The sequence below is a fragment of the Cupriavidus laharis genome (assembly GCF_914271435.1).
GTDB classification, from domain to species: Bacteria; Pseudomonadota; Gammaproteobacteria; order Burkholderiales; family Burkholderiaceae; genus Cupriavidus; species Cupriavidus laharis.
The window spans coordinates 589,335-611,585 of the sequence record NZ_CAJZAI010000002.1 but is presented as its reverse complement, the minus strand read 5'-3'; the positions used below and the strand labels follow the sequence as shown (position 1 = coordinate 611,585).

19 protein-coding genes and 1 pseudogene are annotated in these 22,251 nt (G+C 67.0%); 6 read left to right on the top strand and 14 right to left on the bottom strand.

The genetic code is table 11. The features are described from left to right. Positions 1-23: 23 nt before the first annotated feature. From LDO29_RS06600 to LDO29_RS06585, 5 genes and pseudogenes are all read right to left on the bottom strand, one after another. Positions 24-2,966, bottom strand: a complete 2,943-nt coding sequence (locus tag LDO29_RS06600) for a YadA family autotransporter adhesin (RefSeq protein WP_449720079.1) — start codon at positions 2,964-2,966, stop codon at positions 24-26. Positions 2,967-3,023: 57 nt separating this feature from the next. After that, positions 3,024-3,665 (bottom strand): annotated as a pseudogene (locus LDO29_RS28415) (ESPR-type extended signal peptide-containing protein); the annotation flags it as partial. 177 nt (positions 3,666-3,842) lie between these two features. Further along, entirely contained in the window at positions 3,843-4,682 is an 840-nt protein-coding gene (gene bamE, locus LDO29_RS06595; protein ID WP_224078974.1) for an outer membrane protein assembly factor BamE domain-containing protein, read from the bottom strand. A gap of 284 nt (positions 4,683-4,966) precedes the next feature. Then, on the bottom strand, positions 4,967-6,157 hold the full coding sequence (locus LDO29_RS06590) for a CaiB/BaiF CoA transferase family protein (protein WP_224078973.1): 1,191 nt from the start codon (positions 6,155-6,157) through the stop codon (positions 4,967-4,969). A 161-nt stretch (positions 6,158-6,318) separates the two neighbouring features. After that, positions 6,319-7,212: a LysR family transcriptional regulator gene (locus tag LDO29_RS06585; RefSeq protein WP_224078972.1), complete on the bottom strand. Its 894-nt coding sequence runs from the start codon at positions 7,210-7,212 to the stop codon at positions 6,319-6,321. Between the two features lie 208 nt (positions 7,213-7,420). On the opposite strand from LDO29_RS06585, the gene LDO29_RS06580 reads away from it, so the two are divergent. Together LDO29_RS06580 and LDO29_RS06575 are read left to right on the top strand one after the other, a co-directional pair. After that, positions 7,421-8,398, top strand: coding sequence for a Bug family tripartite tricarboxylate transporter substrate binding protein (locus tag LDO29_RS06580; protein WP_224078971.1), 978 nt, complete (start codon positions 7,421-7,423; stop codon positions 8,396-8,398). A gap of 41 nt (positions 8,399-8,439) precedes the next feature. Then, complete coding sequence (locus LDO29_RS06575; protein WP_224078970.1) at positions 8,440-8,910, top strand: MaoC family dehydratase; 471 nt, start codon at positions 8,440-8,442, stop codon at positions 8,908-8,910. Between the two features lie 21 nt (positions 8,911-8,931). Here LDO29_RS06575 and LDO29_RS06570 read toward each other — a convergent pair whose 3' ends face one another. From LDO29_RS06570 to LDO29_RS06535, 8 genes are all read right to left on the bottom strand, one after another. Then, entirely contained in the window at positions 8,932-9,969 is a 1,038-nt protein-coding gene (locus tag LDO29_RS06570) for a LacI family DNA-binding transcriptional regulator (RefSeq protein WP_224078969.1), read from the bottom strand. A 95-nt stretch (positions 9,970-10,064) separates the two neighbouring features. After that, positions 10,065-11,066, bottom strand: a complete 1,002-nt coding sequence (locus LDO29_RS06565; RefSeq protein ID WP_224078968.1) for a tripartite tricarboxylate transporter substrate binding protein — start codon at positions 11,064-11,066, stop codon at positions 10,065-10,067. Between the two features lie 25 nt (positions 11,067-11,091). Beyond that, the gene (locus tag LDO29_RS06560; RefSeq protein ID WP_224078967.1) at positions 11,092-12,192 is read right to left on the bottom strand and encodes a porin; all 1,101 of its coding nucleotides are present in this window, start codon (positions 12,190-12,192) and stop codon (positions 11,092-11,094) included. 114 nt (positions 12,193-12,306) lie between these two features. Continuing rightward, complete coding sequence (locus LDO29_RS06555; RefSeq protein WP_224078966.1) at positions 12,307-12,648, bottom strand: cupin domain-containing protein; 342 nt, start codon at positions 12,646-12,648, stop codon at positions 12,307-12,309. Continuing rightward, a complete protein-coding gene (locus tag LDO29_RS06550) occupies positions 12,645-13,622 on the bottom strand; it encodes a quinone oxidoreductase family protein (protein ID WP_224078965.1) in 978 nt (325 codons plus the stop codon). Before LDO29_RS06550 ends, LDO29_RS06555 begins: the two co-directional genes overlap by 4 nt. A 42-nt stretch (positions 13,623-13,664) precedes the next feature. Continuing rightward, positions 13,665-14,549, bottom strand: coding sequence for a BKACE family enzyme (locus LDO29_RS06545; RefSeq protein ID WP_224078964.1), 885 nt, complete (start codon positions 14,547-14,549; stop codon positions 13,665-13,667). 29 nt (positions 14,550-14,578) lie between these two features. Beyond that, on the bottom strand, positions 14,579-15,328 hold the full coding sequence (locus LDO29_RS06540) for an SDR family NAD(P)-dependent oxidoreductase (RefSeq protein WP_224078963.1): 750 nt from the start codon (positions 15,326-15,328) through the stop codon (positions 14,579-14,581). Between the two features lie 70 nt (positions 15,329-15,398). Further along, complete coding sequence (locus LDO29_RS06535; RefSeq protein ID WP_224078962.1) at positions 15,399-16,337, bottom strand: dioxygenase family protein; 939 nt, start codon at positions 16,335-16,337, stop codon at positions 15,399-15,401. Between the two features lie 301 nt (positions 16,338-16,638). Here LDO29_RS06535 and LDO29_RS06530 point away from each other — a divergent pair, with 301 nt between their 5' ends. The 4 genes from LDO29_RS06530 to LDO29_RS06515 are packed head-to-tail and all read left to right on the top strand — an operon-like array spanning position 16,639 to position 20,889. Further along, on the top strand, positions 16,639-17,844 hold the full coding sequence (locus LDO29_RS06530; protein WP_224078961.1) for an efflux RND transporter periplasmic adaptor subunit: 1,206 nt from the start codon (positions 16,639-16,641) through the stop codon (positions 17,842-17,844). A gap of 1 nt (position 17,845) precedes the next feature. Continuing rightward, positions 17,846-18,538, top strand: coding sequence for an ABC transporter ATP-binding protein (locus tag LDO29_RS06525; protein WP_224078960.1), 693 nt, complete (start codon positions 17,846-17,848; stop codon positions 18,536-18,538). A 21-nt stretch (positions 18,539-18,559) separates the two neighbouring features. Further along, positions 18,560-19,714, top strand: a complete 1,155-nt coding sequence (locus LDO29_RS06520; RefSeq protein ID WP_224078959.1) for an ABC transporter permease — start codon at positions 18,560-18,562, stop codon at positions 19,712-19,714. 8 nt (positions 19,715-19,722) lie between these two features. Next, positions 19,723-20,889, top strand: coding sequence for an ABC transporter permease (locus LDO29_RS06515; protein WP_224078958.1), 1,167 nt, complete (start codon positions 19,723-19,725; stop codon positions 20,887-20,889). Positions 20,890-20,901: 12 nt separating this feature from the next. Here LDO29_RS06515 and LDO29_RS06510 read toward each other — a convergent pair whose 3' ends face one another. Then, positions 20,902-22,245 (bottom strand): MFS transporter, encoded by a 1,344-nt coding sequence (locus tag LDO29_RS06510; RefSeq protein ID WP_224078957.1) that lies wholly within the window; start codon positions 22,243-22,245, stop codon positions 20,902-20,904. Positions 22,246-22,251 lie beyond the last annotated feature (6 nt).

The following is a 22,251-nucleotide window of genomic DNA, read 5'->3' as shown; positions in this document are numbered from 1 at the left end:
ATCAACGCTGGCTCGCCCGCCGCTTACCAGTGGAAGCCCGCCCCGACGGTGGCCCCCACATTGCCGCGGGTGTTGGTCGTCATGCCTCCCTTGAAGACCCACTTGCCGGAGTCCGAGAGCTTCGACACGCCCAGGGCGAGCGCGGACTGGCCGCTGTAGGTGCTGCCGGCCAGCGCGACCATGCCCTTGCCCGGCAGTACCGCCTGCGGCAGCCCCGCCAGGGCCATGGCCGATGCGGTGCCCGCGTTGGCGTCGCGCTGCACACCGTCAATCCGGTTGCTCAGGTTGTTGATGGCCTGGGTGTTGCCGCCGACCTGCTGGTTGAGGCTCGTAATGTCCTGCGTGTTCTCGTCCACCTTCTGGTTGGTGGCATACAGCTGCGAGCCGTTGACCGCGTCGGTGCTGTCGGCGCTGATGCGGCCGGCGGCCACGTTGGTCACGGTGCGCTCATTGCCGGCCGAGCCAACGCTGACCGTACTGGCCGGGCTGCCGCCGGCGAACTGATAGGTGGTGCCGCCTACCACGCCGCTGGCCGTGGCGACTGCGGCCGCTGTCACCGAACCGGAGCCCAGCGCCACGCTGTTGGCGTCCGATGCCACGGCGTTGCGGCCAAGCGCCAGCGCGCTGTCGCCGCTTGCCGTGGCGTCATAGCCCACCGCCGTGGCACCCTGGCCCTGCGCGTAGGCATCGGCCTGCGCCAGGCCCGCGTCGTTGGTGCGCACGTAGCGGATGCCACGGCCATTCTGGTCGGTGTACGTGGCTGACTGGTCGCCGGCAAAGTTATTGATGACGGCGTTGGTCTCGTTGAGCTGCGACATGTTCACTGCATCGCTGTCATCGACACCGCGCGCGACGTTGGTGATCCTTGTCCCGCCGGTCTTGGTGATCGAACTGTACGTGTCGCCGCCCATCGTCACGCTGTTGTAGTTGACCGTGCCGTCGGCATTCGTGTCGTACTTCACCGAGCCCTGGTCGAGGGTGGTGATATTCGAGGCAATCTGCTCGATGGCCTGGTTGGTCGCATAGAGCTGCGAGCCGTTGATGGCATCGGTGCTGTCGGCACTGATGCGGCCGGCGGCCACGTTGGTGATGGTGCGCTCGGCGCCAACGTCGCCGACGCTGACCGTGCTGGTCGGCGCGGTGCCCGCAAACGTGTAGTCCTTCCCGGCGATCGTCACGCCTGTCGTGGCCACCGCGGCGGCGGTCACAGAGCCCGACCCGAGCGCGACATCGCCCGCATTGGTCGCGACGCTGTTGTGGCCGATCGCCACGGCGTCCGTGCCTGATGCACTGCTGTCACGGCCCATGGCCACGGCACTGTCACCGGTCGCCTGCGCGTTGTAGCCGACAGCAGTCGATGCCTGCCCCCTGGCGTAGGCGTCGGCTTGCGGCAGGCCGGTGTCGTTGGTCCGGACGTAGCGGATGCCGCGGCCGTTCTCCTCCGTATAGGTTGTCGACTGGTCGCCGGCGAAGTTGTCGACCGTATTGGCGATGTTGGTCACGTCGTCCCTGACCTCATTCAGCTGCGAGACGTTCACCGCATCGCTGTCCGCCACGCCGCGCGCCACGTTGGTGATTCTCGTGCCGCCCGACCTGGTCACGGCGTTGTACGTATCGCCGCCCATCGTCACGCTGTTGTAGTTGACCGTGCCGTCCGCATTCCTGTCGTACTTGACCGCACCCTGATCCAGGACTTCGATGGCCTGGTTCGTCGCATAGAGCTGCGAGCCGTTGATGGCGTCCGTGCTGGTGGCACCGATACGGCCGGCGGCCACGTTGGTGATGGTGCGTTCGGCGCCCGCATCGCCCACGCTGACCGTGCTGGCCGGCGCAGTGCCCGCGAACGTGTAGTTCGTGCCGGCAATCGTCGTACCCGTCGTGGCAACGGCAGCTTGCGTCACCGAACCTGCGCCGAGTGCCACGTCGTTGTCGTTGCCCGCCACGGCATTGCGCCCAAGCGCCAGAGCGTTTGCGCCGGCGGCCACGGCGTTGTAGCCCAGCGCCGTGGCGCCGACGGCCTGCGCATAGGCGTCGTCCAGCGGCAGCCCGTTGTCATTGGTGCGCACATAGCGGATACCGCGCCCGTTCTGGTCGATATACGTGTCCGACTGGTCGCCCGCGAAGTTGTTGATGACGGCATTGGTCTCGTTGAGCTGCGACATGTTCACCGCGTCGCTGTCGTCGACGCCGCGCGCGACGTTGACGATCCTCGTGCCGCCGGTCTTCGTGACCGAGTTATAGGTGTCGCCACCCATCGTCACGCTGTTATGGGTGCTGTCGTCATACATGACCGCATTGGCCGTCGAAGCCTGGAGCTGGCTCACGTTGACGGCGTCGGTCGCGGCGGTGCCCGCGGTCACGCCGGTGATTTTGCCGGTGCCGCTGTCGTTGATGGTGACATTGCCGAATTTCGGCGCGTCGGCCATCTCGAGGTTGATCGCGCCCGATGCAGGGTCGGTCACCGTTCTCAGGTTGGCGCCCGAGTAGGTCCCCGTGGTGGTGGCGGTGCCCGTGATGGCCAGCGTGTCGCCGAGGTGCCGGTCGACGTTGCTGCCACTGTTGCCGCTGAAGCTGACCGGCTTGTCCAGTTCCTGGGACACCGCATACAGTTGCGAACCGTTGACGGCGTCGGTGCTCGTGGCACTGACCTGGCCGGCCGCAACGTTCTGGATCTGGCGAGGAGCCGCTGCGGAACCTACGCTCACCACGTCGCCTGCCGCAGGCGAACCGCCGGCGAAGGTGTGGGCGATGCCATTCACCGTCATGCCCGGCGTGGGCGTGGCAGCCGACACCGTCGAATTGTTGCCCAGCACCACGGCGCCATTCAGGCCGGCCGGCACGGACACGTTGTTGCCCACGACGAAGGCATTGTCGGCGTCGATGGTGTTGTCGTTGCCCAGCGCGTAGCTGCCAGTACCGGTGATGTTATTCGGATCGCCGAATGCGCCAGAGTGATCGCCCGTCACGACGTTGCGGGCGCCGACGCTGATGGATTGCACGCCAAGCGCCTGAGCTCCCTTGCCGATGGCAATGGCTTCGGTATTGCTTGACTTGGCCCCGTCACCGACGGCGACAGACGACGTGCCATCGGCGAAGGCGTAGTCGCCCAACGCAAGCGAGTCGTCACCGGCTGCTGTCGACAGTACGCCCACGGCGACAGACGAGGTATGCGAGGCGACTGCTCCACGACCGATCGCGACGCTGTAATCGCCAATGGCGAAAGCCGCGGTGCCAACGGCAGTACCGTCAAACGCTGCCGACGCATCTGCCCCAACGGCTACCGCGCCGTTACCAGAGGCACTCGTGTTGCTGCCGAACAAGGTCACACCGGCATTCTGATTGGCGTTGGCATTATTCCCGACAATGGCCGAGCCTGCTCCAGGCAGTGGATTTCCCCACGGATCCGTTGTCATGGTTGGGTAGAAATAGGAAGGAACGGTGATGCCTGCCGCGTTGTCGCCGATGACGAGATCGCTGGCGCTGCCGGTTGCATTGTTACCAATCGGCTTGAACGCAAGAGCGCTCTGCGTGGCAATGCCTGTCACGATGGCAACGATTGCGACCATTGTGCGGCGCGATGATTTTGCGCGTCCCTTGGCTGTCTCGGGCGCGGCTACCCATGTGCCGGTGGAAGCGTTGTAGACGCTGCGGTATGTCTTGTTCATGATGAGACTCCTGATTCCTTGAGACGGCGCGGCATGGGTTCGATGCCAGCCGCCTGGTCCGGGGCAGCTCACGGAAATCGGGCGTGAGTGCGCCCCTGCCGCATGCGCGGCATGTTCAAAAAAGCTACGTGAATGGAAGGGATCAGCCGGACGCGATCACGCCGGCATGGCGAAGCGCTACTTCACGCCGGCGGAGCGGATCTCCACGCGCCGGTCCGGCGCCAGGCATGCGATCAGGCGCCCGCGTGGCATGGCGCCGCAATGGCTGACCGGATCAGCCTTGCCACGGCCTTGCGCGGTCACCACGCGGCTGTCCACGCCCTGCGCGACCAGCAGGTTCTTCACGGTTTCAGCGCGCCGCTGCGACAGGCGCTGGTTGTAGGCGGCGGAGCCGAGGCGGTCGGTGTACGCGTACACATCGACATGCCTGAGCGATTTCATGGCGGCCAGCTCCCTGCCCAGTGCATCGACCTGTTGGCGGCCGTCCGGCAGCAGGTCGGCCGGCCCGGATCCGTTGAATGCGAAGAGGGCATCGGCACCGAGCGTCGTGGTTCGTTCGGTGACCGCGGGCATCACGACGGGCGCTGCCGGCGCGGGCGTATCGGGGTACTTCAGGAACGCTGCGCACGATTCGGGCGACCAGTAGTACGAGCGGGACCGCATGTCCGTGTCGAACAGCACCTTCATCTGGCACTGCACGACATCGTTGGGCGCGGGCCTGCCGGTGCGGAAGTTGAAGAGATAGTCCCACTCGCGCACATCGAACATGCCTTCTTTGAAGTGCGGGCGGCCGATCAGCGCATAGTGCTGGTCCTTGGTCATGCCCGGCCGCAGCAGCCGCAGGTTGTCGAGGTTCGCGAACGTGCCCTGCGCGGGCCAGGCGCTTGCCTTGTCGGGGAACACGACGTTGCCGGACGTGCCCTGGTCAGTCGGGTAGCTGGACGTCGTGGAACATCCGGCAAGAACGGCGGCGGCCATTGCCGCGGCAGCCGCGAGTGAAGAAGTAGTCAATCTCATAGTGATGCCTCGGTGTGATCGAAGAACTCCGATCCGCGGCAAACACCTGCCCTCGGCCAGGCGGGCTGTCCGGGAGATTGGCTTCAGTCGGGAATGTGGCCCGGGTCTCGTGCCACACCGATCACTCAGGTGAGCGGCGTGGCGTTGATGGAGGCCAGTGCTGAATGCTGCGGATCTTCGAGTCGTAGACTAGGGTCCCGAGGCAACGGAAACTATAGAAGGACTTCGAATCCGTGCAGATTTCTTGCGGCAGTGGCTGCCGCGTCTGCTGACGCGCTGTCCGTTCAGATGGCGCCTTGCGCCCGCAGTGCATCCACCTGCACGTCGCTGAATCCCAGCGCGCCAAGAATGTCGGCCGAATGTTCGCCGAGCGCCGGCACGCTGCCCATGCACGCCGGTGTGCGGGACAGCGTGGCAGGCGGCAGCAGGGCCTGCACCGGCCCGGCCGGCGTGGCGACCTCGCGCCAGCGGTTTCGCGCGGCAAACTGCGGATGCGCCCAGACCTCGTGCATGTCGTTCAACGGCGCATTGGCGATGCCGCCGCGGTCAAGGCGCTCGATCAGTTCAGGACGCGTCATGTGCGCCAGGCATGCACCGATTTCCGCATCGAGCGCCGCGCGGTTGGCCACGCGCTGCAGATTGGTCGCGAAGCGTTCGTCCGCGGCGAGTGCCGCGGCGCCGAGCACTTCGTGGCAGAAGCATTGCCACTCGCGGTCGTTCTGCAGGCCGAAGATCACGCTGCCGCCATCGCCGGCGCGATACTGGCCGTAGGGCGCGATGGCCGGGTGGGCAAGGCCGGTGCGCGCCGGCGGTGTGCCGCCGTAGTGCGCGAAGTTCAGCGGGTATGACATCCACTCGCTCAGTGCTTCGAGCATGGTGACCTCTACGCGCTGTCCCTTGCCGGTGCGCGCGCGGGCGAGCAGCGCGGACAGGATGCCCGAGTATGCATACATGCCGGCCGCGATATCGGCAATGGAAATGCCGGCGCGCGACGGCTCGGCTTCCGTGCCGGTCACGGAGATCAGGCCGGCCGCTGCCTGGATCAGCAAGTCGTAGGCCTTTTTTTCGCGGTATGGGCCCTGGTCGCCGTAGCCCGAGATGTCGCACACGATCAGGCTGGGGAAGTCGGCGTGCAGCGCGTCGTAATCCAGTCCCATGCGCTGCGCTGCGCCCGGCGCGAGGTTCTGGATCAGGACATCGGCCTGCGCCAGCAGTTGCCGCACGATTTCCCCCGCGCGCGGATGCTTCAGGTCCAGTGTCAGGCTCTCCTTGCCACGGTTGGCCCAAACGAAGAAGGACGACATGCCGTGCACGGTCTTGTCATATCCGCGCGCAAAGTCGCCAACGCCGGGGCGTTCGATCTTGATGACGCGGGCGCCGAGGTCGGCAAGCTGGCGGCTCGCGAACGGTGCGGCAACCGCGTGTTCCAGTGCGAGAACGGTGATGCCGTCGAGCGGCGGAGCGGTGGGGGACATGGCGGGTTCCTGGGATTCGAGTCGGCCGAGTATAGGAACCGCGCGGGTGCCGCGGCCAGTCGAGATTTCCTAAGCGGGGTTCGAGGGTGTCTAACGGTCGGCTTCTCCCCTTTCCCACTGGCGTGGGAGAGGGGAACGCAGTCGGCAATCTGATCAGGCCGTCAGCCAGTTTCCCCCGACTCCGCCACAAACCGGATGAACGCCCGCGCATAGCCCGGCAGATCCTCCTGGCTGCGCACGACAATGCGCTGCTCGCGCCGGGCCCACGGCTCATCCAGCGCCACGCCTTCCACCACCCCTTGCGCGATCGCCGGATCGGCAACCGAGCGCGGCACCAGCGAAATGCCCGCGCCTTCCTGCACGCAGCGGATGACCGCCGGGAAATTCGCCGCATGCACCCTGACGCGGGGCTCCATGCCCGCGCGCGTCGCCATCTCCTTCAGGAACAGGAAGTTGCTGCTGCGGCTGCCGATCGACACCAGGTCATACTGCAGCGCCTGCGTCAGCGACACGCGTTCGTGCATGCCAAGCGGATGCCGGGGTGGGGCCACGAACAGCAGCTCGTCTTCGCCGTAGCGGATCGATTCGAGTCCGCGCATGTCGATGGCGCCGGCCACCAGGCCGATATCGGCGCGCTGTTCCAGCACCGCGCGCACGCTTTCCTCGCTCAGGTGTTCCTCGAGATCGACGTTGACGTTAGGGTAGGCGGCCAGGAAGCGGCTGAGCGCAGCGGGCAGGCTGCTCATGGTGCTGCTGTTCGCATGCACGCGCACGTGGCCTTCGATGCCGTCGGTATGGCGCTTCATGTCGGCCTGCAGCCGTTCGACGTTGTCGAGGATGGTCCGCGCATGGCGCAACATGGTCTCGCCGGCAGCGGTGAGGGCCATGCCCTTCTGCGTGCGCCGGAACAAGGGCACGCCCACGGCCTGTTCGAGGTTTTTCAGGCGATAGCTCGCCGAGGGTGCGGTCAGGTGCACATCCGACGCGCCGGCGGTCAGGCTCTTGGCCTCTGCGATCGCCAGGAACACGCGCAGGTCTGTCAGTTCGAATCGCAAATCTGTCTCCGGTCAGTGGCGACTTTGCGGGCCAGGCGGCCCGCAAAGCCTTGCCGCACAGCGCATTTAGAATTCTTCTAAGGGACCCCCAGTACCTTTCGACTGGCCTGTCCGATGCTCCCGATTCTATATTTTCCGCTCGCACCGCCCGGGGATGCCCTTGCACACCTGCCATGCGAACGCCAGACAACAAGACGGAGACATCGACATGATTCCTTCCCTTTCCAGGTTCGCCACAGTGCTCGGCCTGGCCCTGCTGGGCGCGGTGGCGCCCGCAGCCGCGCAATCCGACTATCCTGCACGCCCGATCCGGCTGGTGGTGCCGTACGCTGCCGGGGGCCCCACCGACACATTCGCGCGGTCACTGGCGGCAAGCTGGAGCCGCCAGCTCAAGGCCCAGGTGGTGGTCGAGAACCGCACCGGCGCCGGCACCATCGTCGGCACCGAGTATGTGTCCAAGGCCGCGCCGGATGGCTACACGCTGTTGCTGACCACGGTGGCCCACGCGGTCAATCCGAGCATCCATGCCTCGCTGCCGTATCGCACGATCGAGGACTTCGCCCCGGTGGGCCTGGCCGCGCGCGCGCCGCTGGTGCTGGTGGTCAACAAGTCCGTTCCCGCGCAGACGCTGGGCGAGTTCATCGCCTACCTGAAGGCGCATCCGGGCAAGGTCAACTACAGTTCCGCCGGCGTTGGCAGTGCACCGCACCTGGGCGCGGAACTGCTGAACTACAAGGCCGGCACCAAGGCCGTCCATGTGCCGTACCGCGGCAGCGCGCCGGCCATGGCGGACCTGATCGGCGGCCATGTGGAATTCATGCTCGACAGCGCGCCGACGGGCCTCGCGCAGGTTCGCTCCGGCACGGTGCGGCTGCTGGCCACATCCATGTCAAAGCGCCTGCCGCAGACCGTCGACAGCCCGGCGATTGCCGAGGCGGTGCCCGGCTACGAGGCCTATACGTGGAACGCCGTGTTCGCCCCCGCGAAGATCTCGCCGGAGATCGTCCGGAAGCTGTCCGAGACGCTTGGCCAGACCTTGCATGAGCCCGCGCTGCAGGCGAAGGCCAATGAACTGGGGCTGATCCTCGAACCGAAGCCGACGCCGGAAGCCCTTGGACAGTTCCTCCGTGCGGAGATCGCCAAGTGGACGCCGGTCGCCACCGCGGCCAACATGAAGGCGGACTGAAGCCGACCAACAGACATCACGACAGACCGGAGCCATCACCAATGAACAAATACCAGCTATGCCCGCAGCGCTACTTCGAAGACTTCGAGGTCGGCGAGCGCATGAACCTGCCGTCCCGCACCATGACCGACGCGCTGTTCGCCGCGTTCCAGCTTGCCAGCGGCGACAACCATCCGGTGCACTATGACGTGGAGTACTGCCGTGCCCGCGGCATGCCGCACATGCTCGCACATGGCTACCAGGTGCTGATCCAGACGGCGGCAGGCGCTGGCCTGTTCCCGCACATGGTGGAAGAATCGCTGAAGGCCTTCATTGAACAGGGCAGCCGCTTCCTGGCGCCGGTCTACGTTGGCGATACGCTTTACAGCAGCCTGACCGTCAGCGAGCTGATCCCGGGACGTACCACCGGCGTGCTGGTGATGCGCACCGAAGTGCGCAACCAGAACGATGTCTGCGTGATGGAGGGCTGGCAGAAGTACCTGCTGCGCAAGCGCATGCCGGCGCAAGGCTGATCGTCCGCCGCGGCCATCGCCTTACCTGGCGTGGGCAGCCGGCTCCGCCGTCGACCCGCGCACGATCAGTTCCGGCGTCAGCTCGACCGTCACCGCATCGGCGTCCGGTTGGCTGATTTTCCTGAGCAGCAGCTTCGCCGCTTCCTCGCCCATCTCATGGACGGCAATGCGCACCGTGGTCAGCGGCGGCGTCAGCGCATCGACGAACGGCATGTCGTTGTGGCCGATCACCGAGATGTCCTCGGGGCAGCGCAGGCCGCTGGCGCGCAGGCAGTCATAGCAGCCCATGGCGATCAGGTCATTGCCGGCGGCGATGGCGGTCATGCCGGGGAAGTCGGCCAGCAGCTGCGCGCAGGCCTCCCGGCCGGCTTCGCGTGAATAGCTGGCGGCTTCGATCACCTGCCATTGCTCGCGCCGCAGGCGATGGCGCCGCACGGCCTGGACGAAGCCCTCGCGGCGCAGGAAGCCGGTCGACAGCGTGGACGGCCCCGCAATATGGCCGATGTGGCGGTGCCCGAGCCCGACCAGGTGGTCCACGGTCAGGCGCATGGCCAGCAGGCTGTCACTGACCACGCATGATGCGCGTCCGGTGTCTTCGCCGCGGTTCACCATGACCACGGGAATGCGCTGGGCGACGCAGTAGTCGAGGATGGGGTCGTCGCGCTCTGCGGTAGCCAGCACCAGGCCTTCGACCTGGCGCCCGAGCATCTGGTCGATGACGAAGCGCTGGCGCGCCTTGTCGGTGCCGGCATTGACCACGAGCGGGACGTAGCCCTGCTGGGCCAGTACCGCTTCAATGCCGGCGAGGATGGGCGGGAACACCGGGTTGGCGATATCGGGCAGCACCACGCCGACCAGGCCCGAGCGCTGCGTGCGCAAGCCTGCGGCGATGCGGTTGGGCCGGAAGCCGCGCTCGTCGGCCAGCGCAAGCACGCGTGCCGCCACGTCGTCCGCCACCAGGTGCCGCGTGGCCGGGTTCATCACGCGCGACACCGTCGAGTAATGCACATTGATCTCGGCGGCCAGGTCTTTGAGGGTCAGGCGTTTGCGCTCGGGCATGTCGGCGGAAAGCGGGGCGGCGGCGCCTGGGGCGCTGGGCGGATTGGGAATACGCCATTCTAAGGCACGGGGCCGCCGCCGCCCGCCGTGGCGCGCTACTGGCCGCCCTTGACGCCCGACTGCCTGACGATCGGTGCAAGCTTGCCGATCTCCGCCTGGATATAGCTGGCAAACTCCTGCGGCGTCGAGGTCCTGGGTTCGGCGCCCTGTACCGCCAGCTTTTCCCTGACGTCGGGCGCGGCCAGCGCCTTGCCGATCTCGGCATTGAGCGTGTCGACGATCTCCTTAGGCGTGCCGGCTGGCGCCAGGATGCCGAACCACGAATCGAAGGCATACCCCGGCAGCCCGGACTCCGCCACGGTGGGAATGTCGGGCAGCGAGCCGGTCCGCTTCGCCGTGGTCACGGCCAGGGCCCTGAGCTTGCCCTGCCGCACGAACGGCATGGCCGATACCGTCGGCGCGAACATCATGTCGCCGCGGCCGGCCATCACGTCGGTGAGCGCTTCGCCCGTGCCTTTGTACGGAATGTGGACGACGTCGATGCCGGCCTGCATCTTGAACATCTCGCCGCTCAGGTGCGTAGAGCTGCCCGAGCCGGCCGAGTCGAAGTTCATGGCGCCCGGGTTTGCCTTGGCCGCGGCGACGATGCCGCGCACGGAGTTGTATTTGCTGGCGGCATTCACCACCAGCACGTTCGGCACGCTCGCCACCAGCGACACCGGCGCAAAGTCCTTGACCGTGTCATAGGCAAGCTTCGGGTACAGCGTGGCGTTGATGGCATGCCCGACCGAGACCAGGATCAGCGTGTAGCCGTCTGGCGTGGCCTTGGCCACGCCGGTGGCGCCCACCGTGCCGCCGGCGCCGGGACGATTGTCGACGATGATCTGGTAGCCGGCGTTTTGTCCCATCTTTGTCCCGATGATGCGGGCCAGGATGTCGGTGGCGCTGCCGGCCGAGAACGGCACCACGAGGCGGATCGGCTTGGCCGGGTATTGCGGTTGCGCCATGGCAGGCGGGGCCGCGGCCAGCACGGCCAGTGCGGCGGCGGGCAGCGTGAACAGGGCGCGCAGGGTCTTGCGACGAAGGGGGCGGTGCATCGTAGGTCTCCTCACAGCCAGGGATTCAGAAGGAATGGCGCATGCCGAGCGCAAAGGTCTGCGGGTCGGCACCGGCGCTCACGCCGAGTTCGTTGATGGCGAAGTCGTAGATCGCGTTCTTCTTGTTGTTGATGCGGCTGTAGTAGGCGTACAGCGCGGTGCGCTTGGACAGCGGGTAGTCGTAGCCGACTGTGATCTGCGTGGCGCCGGTCTCGGAGCCGCTGCGGAAGAAGCCGACGGTCTCGGTGGCGCTGCCGGCGCCGTTGCTGGCCAGCGCGAAGCCCACCTTCACGCTGCCTGGCCCCAGCTTCTGCACGAGCGACGCGTAGTAGCCGTTGCGGGTCAGGTCGCCGGTCGCGGTGCGGTAGTGCAGGCGCTCGTACAGCAGCGCGACGGTGGTGCTCGGGAACCGGTACGAGAGGCCCGCCTTCATCGCGTCGTCGTTGCGGCCCGCGGTCTGGTAGTGCTGGTGGATCTCATAAGCCAGCGCGACATTGAGCGGGCCGTTGTCGTATGCAGCCGAGAACGAGTACAGGCCGGGATTGCGCGGCACCGTGAGCTTTTCTTCGTTGATGCCCCAGGCCGCGGCGCCGCTGAAGCCGGCCAGCGACGGCGTCTGGTAGACGATGAGGTTCTTCTGCCGCCGGTCGAACGAACTGGTGTCCTGGACGTTGTCGCTGCTGGAGGCGGAGCCGTTGCCGATCAGCGCCATGTAGCCGGCGGTGGTCGGGTAGTAGGGATCGTAGCCCTTCGTCGCTTCGGTGTACGGCGTTTGCCAGTGTCCCATGAAGAAGGTACCGGCCTTGCCCTGCAGTCCGATGCGATCGTTGCGTCCGGCGATCTGCCCCTGGCCCGTATCGAGCGAGACATTGCTTTCGATCTGCCAGATGGCCTTGAGCGTGCCGCCGAGCCCTTCTTCACCCCGCAGTCCGAACACCGAGCGGTTGTTGGTCAGCCTGCCGGCGCCGCCAAGGTGCGTGCCGTCGGTGGCGGTGGTGGCGTTGGAATACTCGAGCGCCGTGTTGATGCGGCCATAGACCGTGACCGACGACTGCGCCGCGGCCTCGCCGGCCAGGCAGCATGTGGCCACGACCAGGGCTGCACTGCGCATGGGAACGCGTTTCATGGGTTTGTCTCCCCTACCTGTGATGTTTGTTATGGAAGAGAATCCCCGCGATGCGCGGGGACGGCGCCATGCCATGGCGCCGGATACTGCGTACTGCCTGGTATGGCTGCCGGCTCAGGCCTTCGGGTAAGGCATGGCCAGCAGCAGCATTGCGGGGCGGTTGCCCGGGTTTGACACCTGCCGCGCTTCACACGGTGCAAGCCGCACCGAGTCGAACTGCTGCAGCGTCACGGACTCATCCGGCGTGCGGATGCAGACTTCGCCTTCAAGCACGACGTAGTACTTCTCGACGGCGGATGCATCCATGCTGGTATGTCCGCCGGGCAGCAGCACCGACACCCCCAGCCACAACGACTCGGACGGCCCGGCCTCATGGCCCTGCAGGCGCAGGCAATGCATGCCGTCGTGGTTGGGAGGAAAGTACGCCGGCGCCTGGGCGAAGCGGGTCGTATTCATGGCTTGAGCACCACGCGCTCGGTCGCGCCCTGCAGCACCGCGCGGTAGGCGTCGGCGGCATCGGCCAGCGCATAGGTGTACTCGGGCAGCACCGGGAAGGGCTTCAGCGCGCCGGAGGTGAACATCGGCGCAAGCTGGTCGAGGATGCCCGCGCACGCGCTGCTGTCCAGTGCCAGTGTGTCCACGCCCACGTAGGTGTGCTGGCCGCGGTAGAACGTGAAGATGTCGAACGGCACCGGGCGCTCGATGGTGGAGATGAAGATCTGGGCGGCACCGATCGCCATGGCCTGGTTGGCCTGCTCGAAGTACGGGCTGCCGACGGTGTTGTAGACGATGTCGGCGCCATGGCCGTCGGTCTCGTCGCGCACCACTGCGGCAATGGATTCGCTGCTGGCGTCGATCATGCGCACCGGTGCGCTGGCGTGGCCGCGGTAGGCCTCCGCGGTACGCTCCACGGCGAGCACGCGCGCGCCCAGCGCCGTGGCGATCTGGATGGTCGCCTGGCCGACCTTGCCGTTGCCGCCGCAGACCAGCACGATGCTGCCCGGCTTCGGCATGCCCGCACGGCGCAGGCCTTCATAGGCGGTGATGAACGGCACACCGACCGCGCCCGCTTCGAGCAGCGACAGCGTGGACGGCTTTTCGCGCACCGACTGCGCAGCCACCCGCAGGTACTTGCCGTGCGTGCCGTCGCGGCGGATGCCCAGCTCGCCGCCGCTGCCCCATACCTGCAGGCCGACCAGGCCGTTCGGGCCGTCGACCACCGTGCCCGCGTAGTCGCGACCGGGCGTGCGCGGCCACACCGCATGCGGCATCAGGCCGAGGGTGGCCTTGACATCGCTGGGGTTGACGCCGGCGCTGGCCACTTCGATCACGCACTGGCCGTCGACGGCTTCCGGGCGCGGTGCGCCCACCAGTTCCAGTTGCAGGCTGTCGATGCCTGCGGCCTTCTCGCTGACGCGAATCATGTTCATGGTGTCTTCCTTCTCAGTGTCTTGTGTTGTGCATGGTCGGTTTCAGGCCTCGCGCAGGCCGAGCACGCGGCGCGCTTCCTGCGGAGAGGCAATCTCGCCGCCGAGCGACCGGACGATGTCGCGTGCCTTGGCCACCAGCGCCGCATTGCTCGGGGCCAGCACGCCTTTTTCCAGGTAGATGTTGTCTTCCAGCCCCACGCGGACATGCCCGCCCGCGAGCCACGCCTGCGCGACGATCGGGAACTCCGCGCGGCCGATGCCGAAGGCCGACCAGTGCGCGCCGGGCGGCAGCATGTTGCGCGCATAGAAGATGGTTTCCGGCGTCGGAGCGAAGCCGTACTTCACGCCGAGCACGAAGGTCCACAGGCCGGGGCCGTCGAGCACGCCTTCGCGGATGAAGTCCAGCGCCATGTTGAGGTCGCCCGAGTCGAAGATCTCCAGTTCCGGCATGACCCCGGACGCGCGGATCACGGCCGCCATCTTGCGGACGTTGGCCGGCGTGTTGATGACCACGTCGCCGCCCGAGTTCATGGTGTTCAGGTCGAGCGAGCACACATCGGGACGCAGCGCGGCGATGTGCTCGACGCGCTTGGCCGGGTGCAGCAGCGTGGTGCCCGGCGCAGCCACGCGCGGCTCGTCTTCGCTTGGCACGAAGCGCCCGCCGGGGCCGGTGGTCAGGTTGATGATCAGCGTGCGGTTGCGCTTGCGGATGCGGTCGATGACATCGGCGTAGTAGTCGAGCAACATCGACGGGCGGCCGGTCTCGGGATCGCGCACATGGATGTGCGCCGCGGCAGCGCCGGCTTCGGCGGCTTCCAGCGCGGCATCGGCGATCTGCGCGGGCGTGACCGGCAGGTTGGGGTACTGCTCGGGCGTGACGATATTGCCGGTCACGGCGCAGGTGATGATGGTCTTGCGTGCGTGCATGGTTGCGTTGGCGAGAGAGTGGAAAGCAATCAGCCGAGCTGGCGTCCGCCGTCGACGACGATGGTGGTGCCCGTGGCAAAGCGCAGCGACGTAGCGCAGGCGACGATGGCATCGGCCACGTCTTCTGCCTGCCCGATGCGGCGCAGCGGCGTGGTCCTGGCCGCGCGCTCGTTGAAGGTGTCGTCGCGGCCGGGCACGAAGCCCGTATCCACCACGCCCGGCGAGACGTTCAGCACGCGGATGGCCGGCGCCAGCGCGCGGCCCAGCGACACGGCCATGACGTCCAGCCCGGCCTTGGCCGCGCAGTACGCCACGTTGCTGCCCTGGCCCGTGCGCGCCGCGATGGAGCCGACATTCACTACCAGCCCGTCGCCATTGGCGCGCAGGTGCGGCGCAAACGCGCGGATCGCCGCGAACTGGCCGCGCCAGTTGATGGCGAACAGTTCGTCGATCAGGTCATCGCTTAGCGCATCGAGGTCAGCGTGCGGAATCGCCCGGGTAAAGCCGGCGGTATTGACCAGGATGTCGACACGCCCGTAGTGGTGGCTGACTTCGGCGGCCAGCGCGTTCAGCGACGCGGTGTCGCCGATCTCGGCGACCACGCCCAGATGATTGCCGGACGGCAGCGATGCGGCCGCGCTGTCCACGCTGCCGCGGTTGCGCCCGGTCAGGACAACGCTGGTGCCAAGCTGTGCCAGCGCGTTGCCTGTTGCCAGGCCGATGCCGCCGGTGCCGCCTAGGATCACGGCAACCTTGCCGGAGAGGGATGAGAGGCTCATGGTGTTCAGTCGTGCTGCGTGGAAAACGTGAAAAACGTGAAAAACGTGAAAAACGTGGAAAGCGGTGCCGTCAGTCGATCGGCGGCTTCGGGAAGCACTGTTCGCCGGGTTCGAGCGTGAAGTCGAAGTCCAGCGTGTAGAACGGCGCGGGCAGGTTGCCCCACGGGCTGTGGCCGTGGTCGACCAGCTCGAGTTGCCCCACGAGCTGCTGGTGCACGCCGAACGTGACATCCGATTCCAGCGCCTGCGCCTCGTCCACGAACACCTGTGTCACCAGCGTGCGGTAGCCCGGGGCAGCCACGATGAAATGGATATGCGCAGGCCGGTACGGATGGCGTTGCTGGGCGTCCAGCAGCGTGCCGATCGGGCCGTTGGTCGGCACCGGATAGCCGGCCGGGCGCACGGTGCGGAAGTGGTAGGCACCCTGTCCATCGGTATGGAAGCAGCCGCGCAGGTTGCGGTCGGGCTGGCGCGGGTCCTGGTTGTCGTACAGGCCGACCGGCGATGCCTGCCAGATCTCCACGAGCGCGCCGGGCAGCGGCGTGCCATCGGTCGCGCGCACGGTGCCGCGCACGAACAGCGGCAGGCCCGGCGCGTCGTCCTGCACCACGCAGTCGCCGCAGGTGTAGCGCGGAGCCCTGGCGCGGTAGAACGGGCCCAGCAGCGCGCCGGGCGTGCGGCCGTCCTTCGTGTTGTTGTTCATCACCGTCACCAGCGTGGACAGGCCCAGCACGTCGGCGGCCAGCACCACCTCATTGTTGGTCGCATGGGTCGCGTGGCCCAGCGCGGCGATGAATTCCAGCGCCTGTTCGAACTCCTCGTCCGTGGGGCGGACCTCACGCAGGAAATCGTGCAAGTGCTGGACCAGCAGGCCCATGGCAAAGCGCAACCGCGGGCTGGCGGTCTGCGCCATGGCGGCCTGGACGATCTGGGTGACGGAATTCTCGTCCTCGATCAGGCGCGGGGGGTGGCCGGATTCGGCCTGTTCTTTGTATTGCGTGGTCTCCATCTTCTTGCTCCTTGCAAACGTTTGCAGCAAACGTTTGCAATTATGCGCGGAGAATGAATTTGGTCAAGGAAGTTTTTTGTGGATTGGAGGGGATGGTTAGATAAAGAGGAAGAAAACATAGTGAAAACAGGGGGATAGCTAGGGTTATTGGGCAAAACCCTAGGGCACGCAATAGCGTCCCCCAACTATCACCAGATCAACCAGACCTGCCCCCTTCCCCACCTCCTGCCCCAAGTGCACGCAGCGCTATACTGGCAAGCCAATGCCCCGCACTGGCGATCCCTTGCAGGAGACGACCCGCTTGCCCGACCCCGACCTCTCCAGGCTGAAAATCGACCGCGGCCCGCACGCCGCACCCCCGCGGCGCCGCCGGTGGCTTCCCTACATCGCCATCGCTGTCGTGCTGGCCGTGGCGGCCGCCATCATCTTCAAGCTGGCCGGCCCCACGGCAGTGGAAACCGTGACGGTCTCATCGGCCTATCCGTCCCAGAACTACACCCTCCTCAATGCCACCGGCTACGTCGTGCCCCAGCGCAAGGCGGCCGTCGCCTCCAAGGCACAGGGCCGGCTCGAATGGCTGGGCGTGCTGGAGGGATCGCGGGTGAAGAAGGACGAGATCATCGCCCGCATCGAAAGCCGCGACGTGGGCGCCACGCTGGCGCAGGCGACAGCACAGGTGAACGTTGCCCAAGCCAATCTGGCGCTGCAGCTCGCCGAACTCCGCGACGCGGAAGTGAACCTGCGCCGCTCCGAACAGCTGCTGGGCCCGAAGGCGATCTCGGTGCAGCAGTACGACGCCGATCTCGCTCGCTTCAGGAAAGCGCAAGCGTCGGTCGCCAATTCGCGCGCGGCGATCGTGTCGGCGCAGGCCAATGCCCAGGCCGCCCAGGTGGCGGTCGACCAGACCGTCATTCGCGCGCCGTTCGACGGCGTGGTGCTGGTCAAGCATGCCAATGTGGGCGACAACATCACGCCGTTTTCGTCGGCGTCCGACACCAAGGGCGCGGTGGTGACCATTGCCGACATGGACACGCTGGAAGTCGAAGCGGACGTCGCCGAATCCAATATCGCAAAGATCCGCGCGGACCAGCCGTGCCTGATGCAGCTCGATGCGCTGCCAGACGTCCGCTTCGCGGGCCAGGTGTCGCGCATCGTGCCAACGGTCGATCGCTCCAAGGCTACGGTGCTGGTCAAGGTGCGCTTTGTCGACCGCGACGCGCGCGTGCTGCCGGACATGAGCGCCAAGATCGCGTTCCTGTCCCGGCCGCTGGCCGAGCAGGACCGCAAGCCTGTGGTGGCGGTGCAGCCTGCCGCCATTGCCACGCGCGACGGGCGCAAGGTGGTGTTCGTGGTCCGCGACGGCAAGGCGCATGAAGCGGCGGTGACCACCGGCGAGCGCATCGGCGAACTGGTGGCGGTCAGCGGCGTGGCCGCCGGCGACACACTGGTGCTGGCTCCGGGCGACAAGCTGCGCGACGGCGCCAGTGTCACCGTGGCAAAGAAATAACGTGGAAGCCGCCCCGCTCGTACGCATCCGCCACGTCGCCAAGTCGTACCGGCGCGGCATGCAGACCGTGCCGGTGCTGACCGACATCACGCTCGATATCGCCGAGGGCGATTTCATCGCGCTGATGGGGCCGTCCGGTTCCGGCAAGAGCACGCTGCTCAACCTGATTGCAGGCATCGACCGGCCGGACAGCGGCGAACTGCTGGTGGCCGGGCAGGACATTACCCGGCTGGCGGAATCCGAACTGGCCGCCTGGCGTGCGGCCAACGTCGGCTTCATCTTCCAGTTCTACAACCTGATGCCCGTGCTCACGGCGTTCGAGAACGTAGAGCTGCCGCTGATGCTGACGCGCCTGTCGCGCGCGGAGCGCCGCGCGCGCGTGGAGATGGTGCTCGGCATGGTGAACCTGGCCGACCGCATGAGCCACTATCCGTCGGAGCTGTCCGGCGGGCAGCAGCAGCGGGTGGCCATTGCTCGCGCGCTGATCACCGACCCCATGCTGATCGTGGCCGACGAGCCCACCGGCGACCTCGACCGCAACGCCGCTGCGGATATCCTGGCGATGCTGCAGCGGCTCAACCGCGAGGCCGGCAAGACCATCATCATGGTCACGCATGACGCGCATGCCGCCAATGCGGCCCGATCGATGGTGCACCTGGAGAAGGGAGAGCTGACCCATGGCAACGGCCCCTGAACCGCACTGACCGCGCGCGCCATGTTCGTGCTGAAGCTGATCGCCCGCAACGCGCTGCGCCACAAGCTGCGCACCGTGCTGACCGTGACCGGGCTGGTGGTTGCGGTGCTGGCCTATGGCCTGCTGCAGACCGTGGTCGACGCCTGGTATGCGGGCGCGGCTGCGGCTTCCAGCGGGCGGCTGGTGACGCGCAACGCGATCTCGCTGGTGTTTCCGCTGCCGCTCAGCTATGAAAGCCGCATCCGCGGCGTGGACGGCGTGACGGTGGTGGCCCGCTCAAACTGGTTCGGCGGCGTTTACCGCGACCCGAAGAACTTCTTCGCGCAGTTTGCCGTCTCGGACAACTACCTCGACCTGTACCCCGAGTTCGTCGTCACGGCGCAGCAGCGCGCCGACTACCAGCGCGACCGCAAGGGCTGCCTGATCGGGCGGCAGCTCGCGGACCAGTACGGCTTCAAGGTGGGCGACGTCATTCCCATCAAGGGCACGATCTATCCGGGTACGTGGGATTTCATCGTGCGCGGCATCATGGAAGGGCGCGATGAAAGCACCATCACGCGCCACATGGTGTTCCACTGGGAGTACCTGAACGAGACCGTGCGCAAGCGCACGGCGCGGCAGGCCGACCAGGTCGGCGTGTACATCCTCGGCATCGACAACCCGGACAATGCCGCCGCCATTTCCCGCAGTGTGGATGGCGTGTTCCGCAATTCGCTGGCCGAGACGCTGACCGAAACCGAGCAGGCCTTCCAGCTTGGCTTCGTGGCCATGTCGAACCAGATCATCGCGGCCATCCGCGTGGTGTCGTACGTGGTGATCCTGATCATCATGGCCGTGATGGCCAACGCCATGGCCATGAGTGCGCGCGAACGCACCGTGGAGTACGCCACGCTCAAGGCACTCGGCTTCGGGCCGGGCTTCCTGGCACTGCTGATGTTCGGCGAATCGATGTTCATCTGCCTGGTGGGTGGCAGCATCGGCATGCTGGCGACGCCGCCCATGGCTGCCATGTTCAAGCAGGCCGTGGGCGGTGTATTCCCCGTGTTTTCCGTCTCGCACGAAACGATGTGGATGCAGGCGGCCTGCGCATTGGCCGTGGGGCTGGCCGCCGCCGTGGTGCCGGCGGTGCAGGCGGCGCGCGTGCGCATCGTGGAAGGCCTGCGGGCCATCGGTTAGGCGCTCGCATGGCGATCCCGCTCAGCTATATCGCGCGCAACCTCTGGGCCCGGCGCCTGACCACCGCGCTGACGGCAGGCGGACTCGCGCTGGTGGTATTCGTGTTCGCCACCATGCTGATGCTCGATGCGGGGCTCAAGCGCACGCTCGTCACCACCGGCGAGCAGGACAACGTGGTCTTGATCCGCAAGGGCGCGGAGACCGAGGTGCAGAGCGCCGTCAGCCGCGACCAGGCCAGCATCATGGAGATGCACCCGTCGGTGGCGATGGACGGCAACGGCCGGCCCATGGCGTCGAAGGAGGCGGTGGTGCTGATCTCGCTGACCAAGCGCGGTTCGGACACGCCTTCCAATGTCGTGATCCGGGGCGTGTCGCCGAAGGGTCTCGCGTTGCGGCCGCAGATCCGGCTGGTGGCGGGGCGCACGTTCCGGCCGGGCTCGTCGGAGATCATCGTCGGCAGCAGCGTGGCGCGGGGCTTCACGGGCGCGCAGCTCGGCGGGCGCCTGCGCTTCGCCCAGCGCGACTGGACCATCGTCGGCGTGTTCGACGCGGGCGGCAGCGGCTTTGATTCGGAGATCTGGGGCGATGCCGACCAGCTCATGCAGTCGTTTCGGCGCACAAGCTATTCGTCGATGGTGGTGCGCCTGTCGCGGCCGGAAGGGTTTGCACGCCTGCGCGCCGACATCGACGTCGACCCGCGCCTGACAGCGGAGGCAAAGCGTGAGCAGACTTTCTACAGCGACCAGTCCAAGGCGCTGTCGTCGTTCATCAATATCCTGGGCCTGACGCTGTCCACGATCTTCTCGATCGCGGCGATGATCGGCGCGATGATCACCATGTATGCGTCGGTGGCCAACCGGGTCGCGGAGATCGGCACGCTGCGCGCGCTGGGCTTCCGGCGCACCAACGTGCTCGCCGCGTTCCTGGTCGAGGCGCTGCTGCTCGGGCTGGCCGGCGGTGTGGCCGGACTTTGCTGTGCCGCGTTGATGCAGTTTGCATCGTTCTCCACGACCAATTTCCAGACCTTTGCGGACCTGTCGTTCCGCTTCATCCTGACGCCGGTCATCGTGGCAGAGACGCTGGGGTTTTCGATGGCGATGGGCCTGGTCGGTGGCTTCCTGCCGGCGCTGCGCGCGGCCCGCATGAACATCGTCGATGCGCTGCGGGCGCGCTGACGCAGGCGCCTGTCAGCTCGCGGCGAGTTCCTGCCGCGCATGGGCGCGCCGCGACAGCCCGAGTGTCAGCATGGTGCAGCCGGCCAGCACCGCGGGCACGCCGATCAGCGCGAACAACGAAGGCATGCCCAGTCCCATCGACAGCATGGTGGCACCGCCGACGGAGCCCACCACCGAACCGAGCCGGCCCACGCCGTTGGCCCAGCTTACGCCAGTGGCGCGGCAGTCGGTCGGATAGAAGCCTGCCGACAGCGCGTTGGCGCCGACCTGCGAACCGGAAATGCAGAAGCCTGCGAAGAACACCGCCGCACCGGCCAGCACGGGTGCATCCGCCAGGCTTCCGATCGCCGCGACGAACACGCCCGCCAGCGCGTAGCTGATGGCCAGCACGTAGTGCGGGTTGAAGCGGTCCATCAGCCAGCCCAGCGCGATGGCACCGAGCGTGCCGCCGACCTGGAACATGGTGGTGACCAGCGCCGCGGTGCGCAGCGACAGGCCGGTGCTGCGCAGCAGCGTCGGCAGCCAGCTCGAGAGCAGGTAGATCACCAGCAGGCTCATGAAGAACGTCAGCCAGAACAGCAGCGTGCCGCGCACCAGTTCGGGCTTGAACAGGTGGCGCACCGGCGAGCTGGTGCTGCGCGCCTCGGCCACGGTGAAGGTGGCGCCGCGCAGGTCAGCCTGTGGGGCGATGCGTTGCAGCGTGGCGGCGATACGTTCCGGTGCGCGGCCGGCCATCACGAGGTAGCGCACCGACTCCGGTAACAGGAGCGCCAGCAGCACTGCGAGCACGAGCGGCAGCACGCCGCCGACGACCAGCACCGAACGCCAGCCGTAGACTTCGATCAGCCCGGCCGAGGCCAGCCCGCCCAGCGCGGAGCCGAGCGTGAAGCCGCAGAACATGGTCGTGACCAGGAAGGAGCGGCGCTTCTCGGGACAGAACTCGGATGTCAGCGTGATGGTATTGGGCATGGCACCGCCCAGGCCAAGGCCGGTCAGGAAGCGCAGCGCGATCAGCGCCCACAGCTCGCCCGACCACGCCGAAGCCAGGCTGGCCACGCCGAAGAACAGCACCGAGAACACCAGCACGCTCTTGCGGCCGAAGCGGTCGGCCAGCGGGCCGAACAGGAAGGCGCCGGCCATCAGGCCGGCCAGGCCCGCGCCGAACAGCGGGGCGAGGTGCGCCGGTGTCAGTTGCCATTCGGCGCGGATGGCCGGGGCGATGAAACCGATGGCGGCGGTGTCGAAACCGTCGATGGCGACGATCAGGAAGCACAGCACCACGATCATGACCTGAAAGGGCGATAGCGGCTGGCGGTCGATGAACGCGGATACGTTGATGGTCTGGCTGGCAGGCATGGGTTG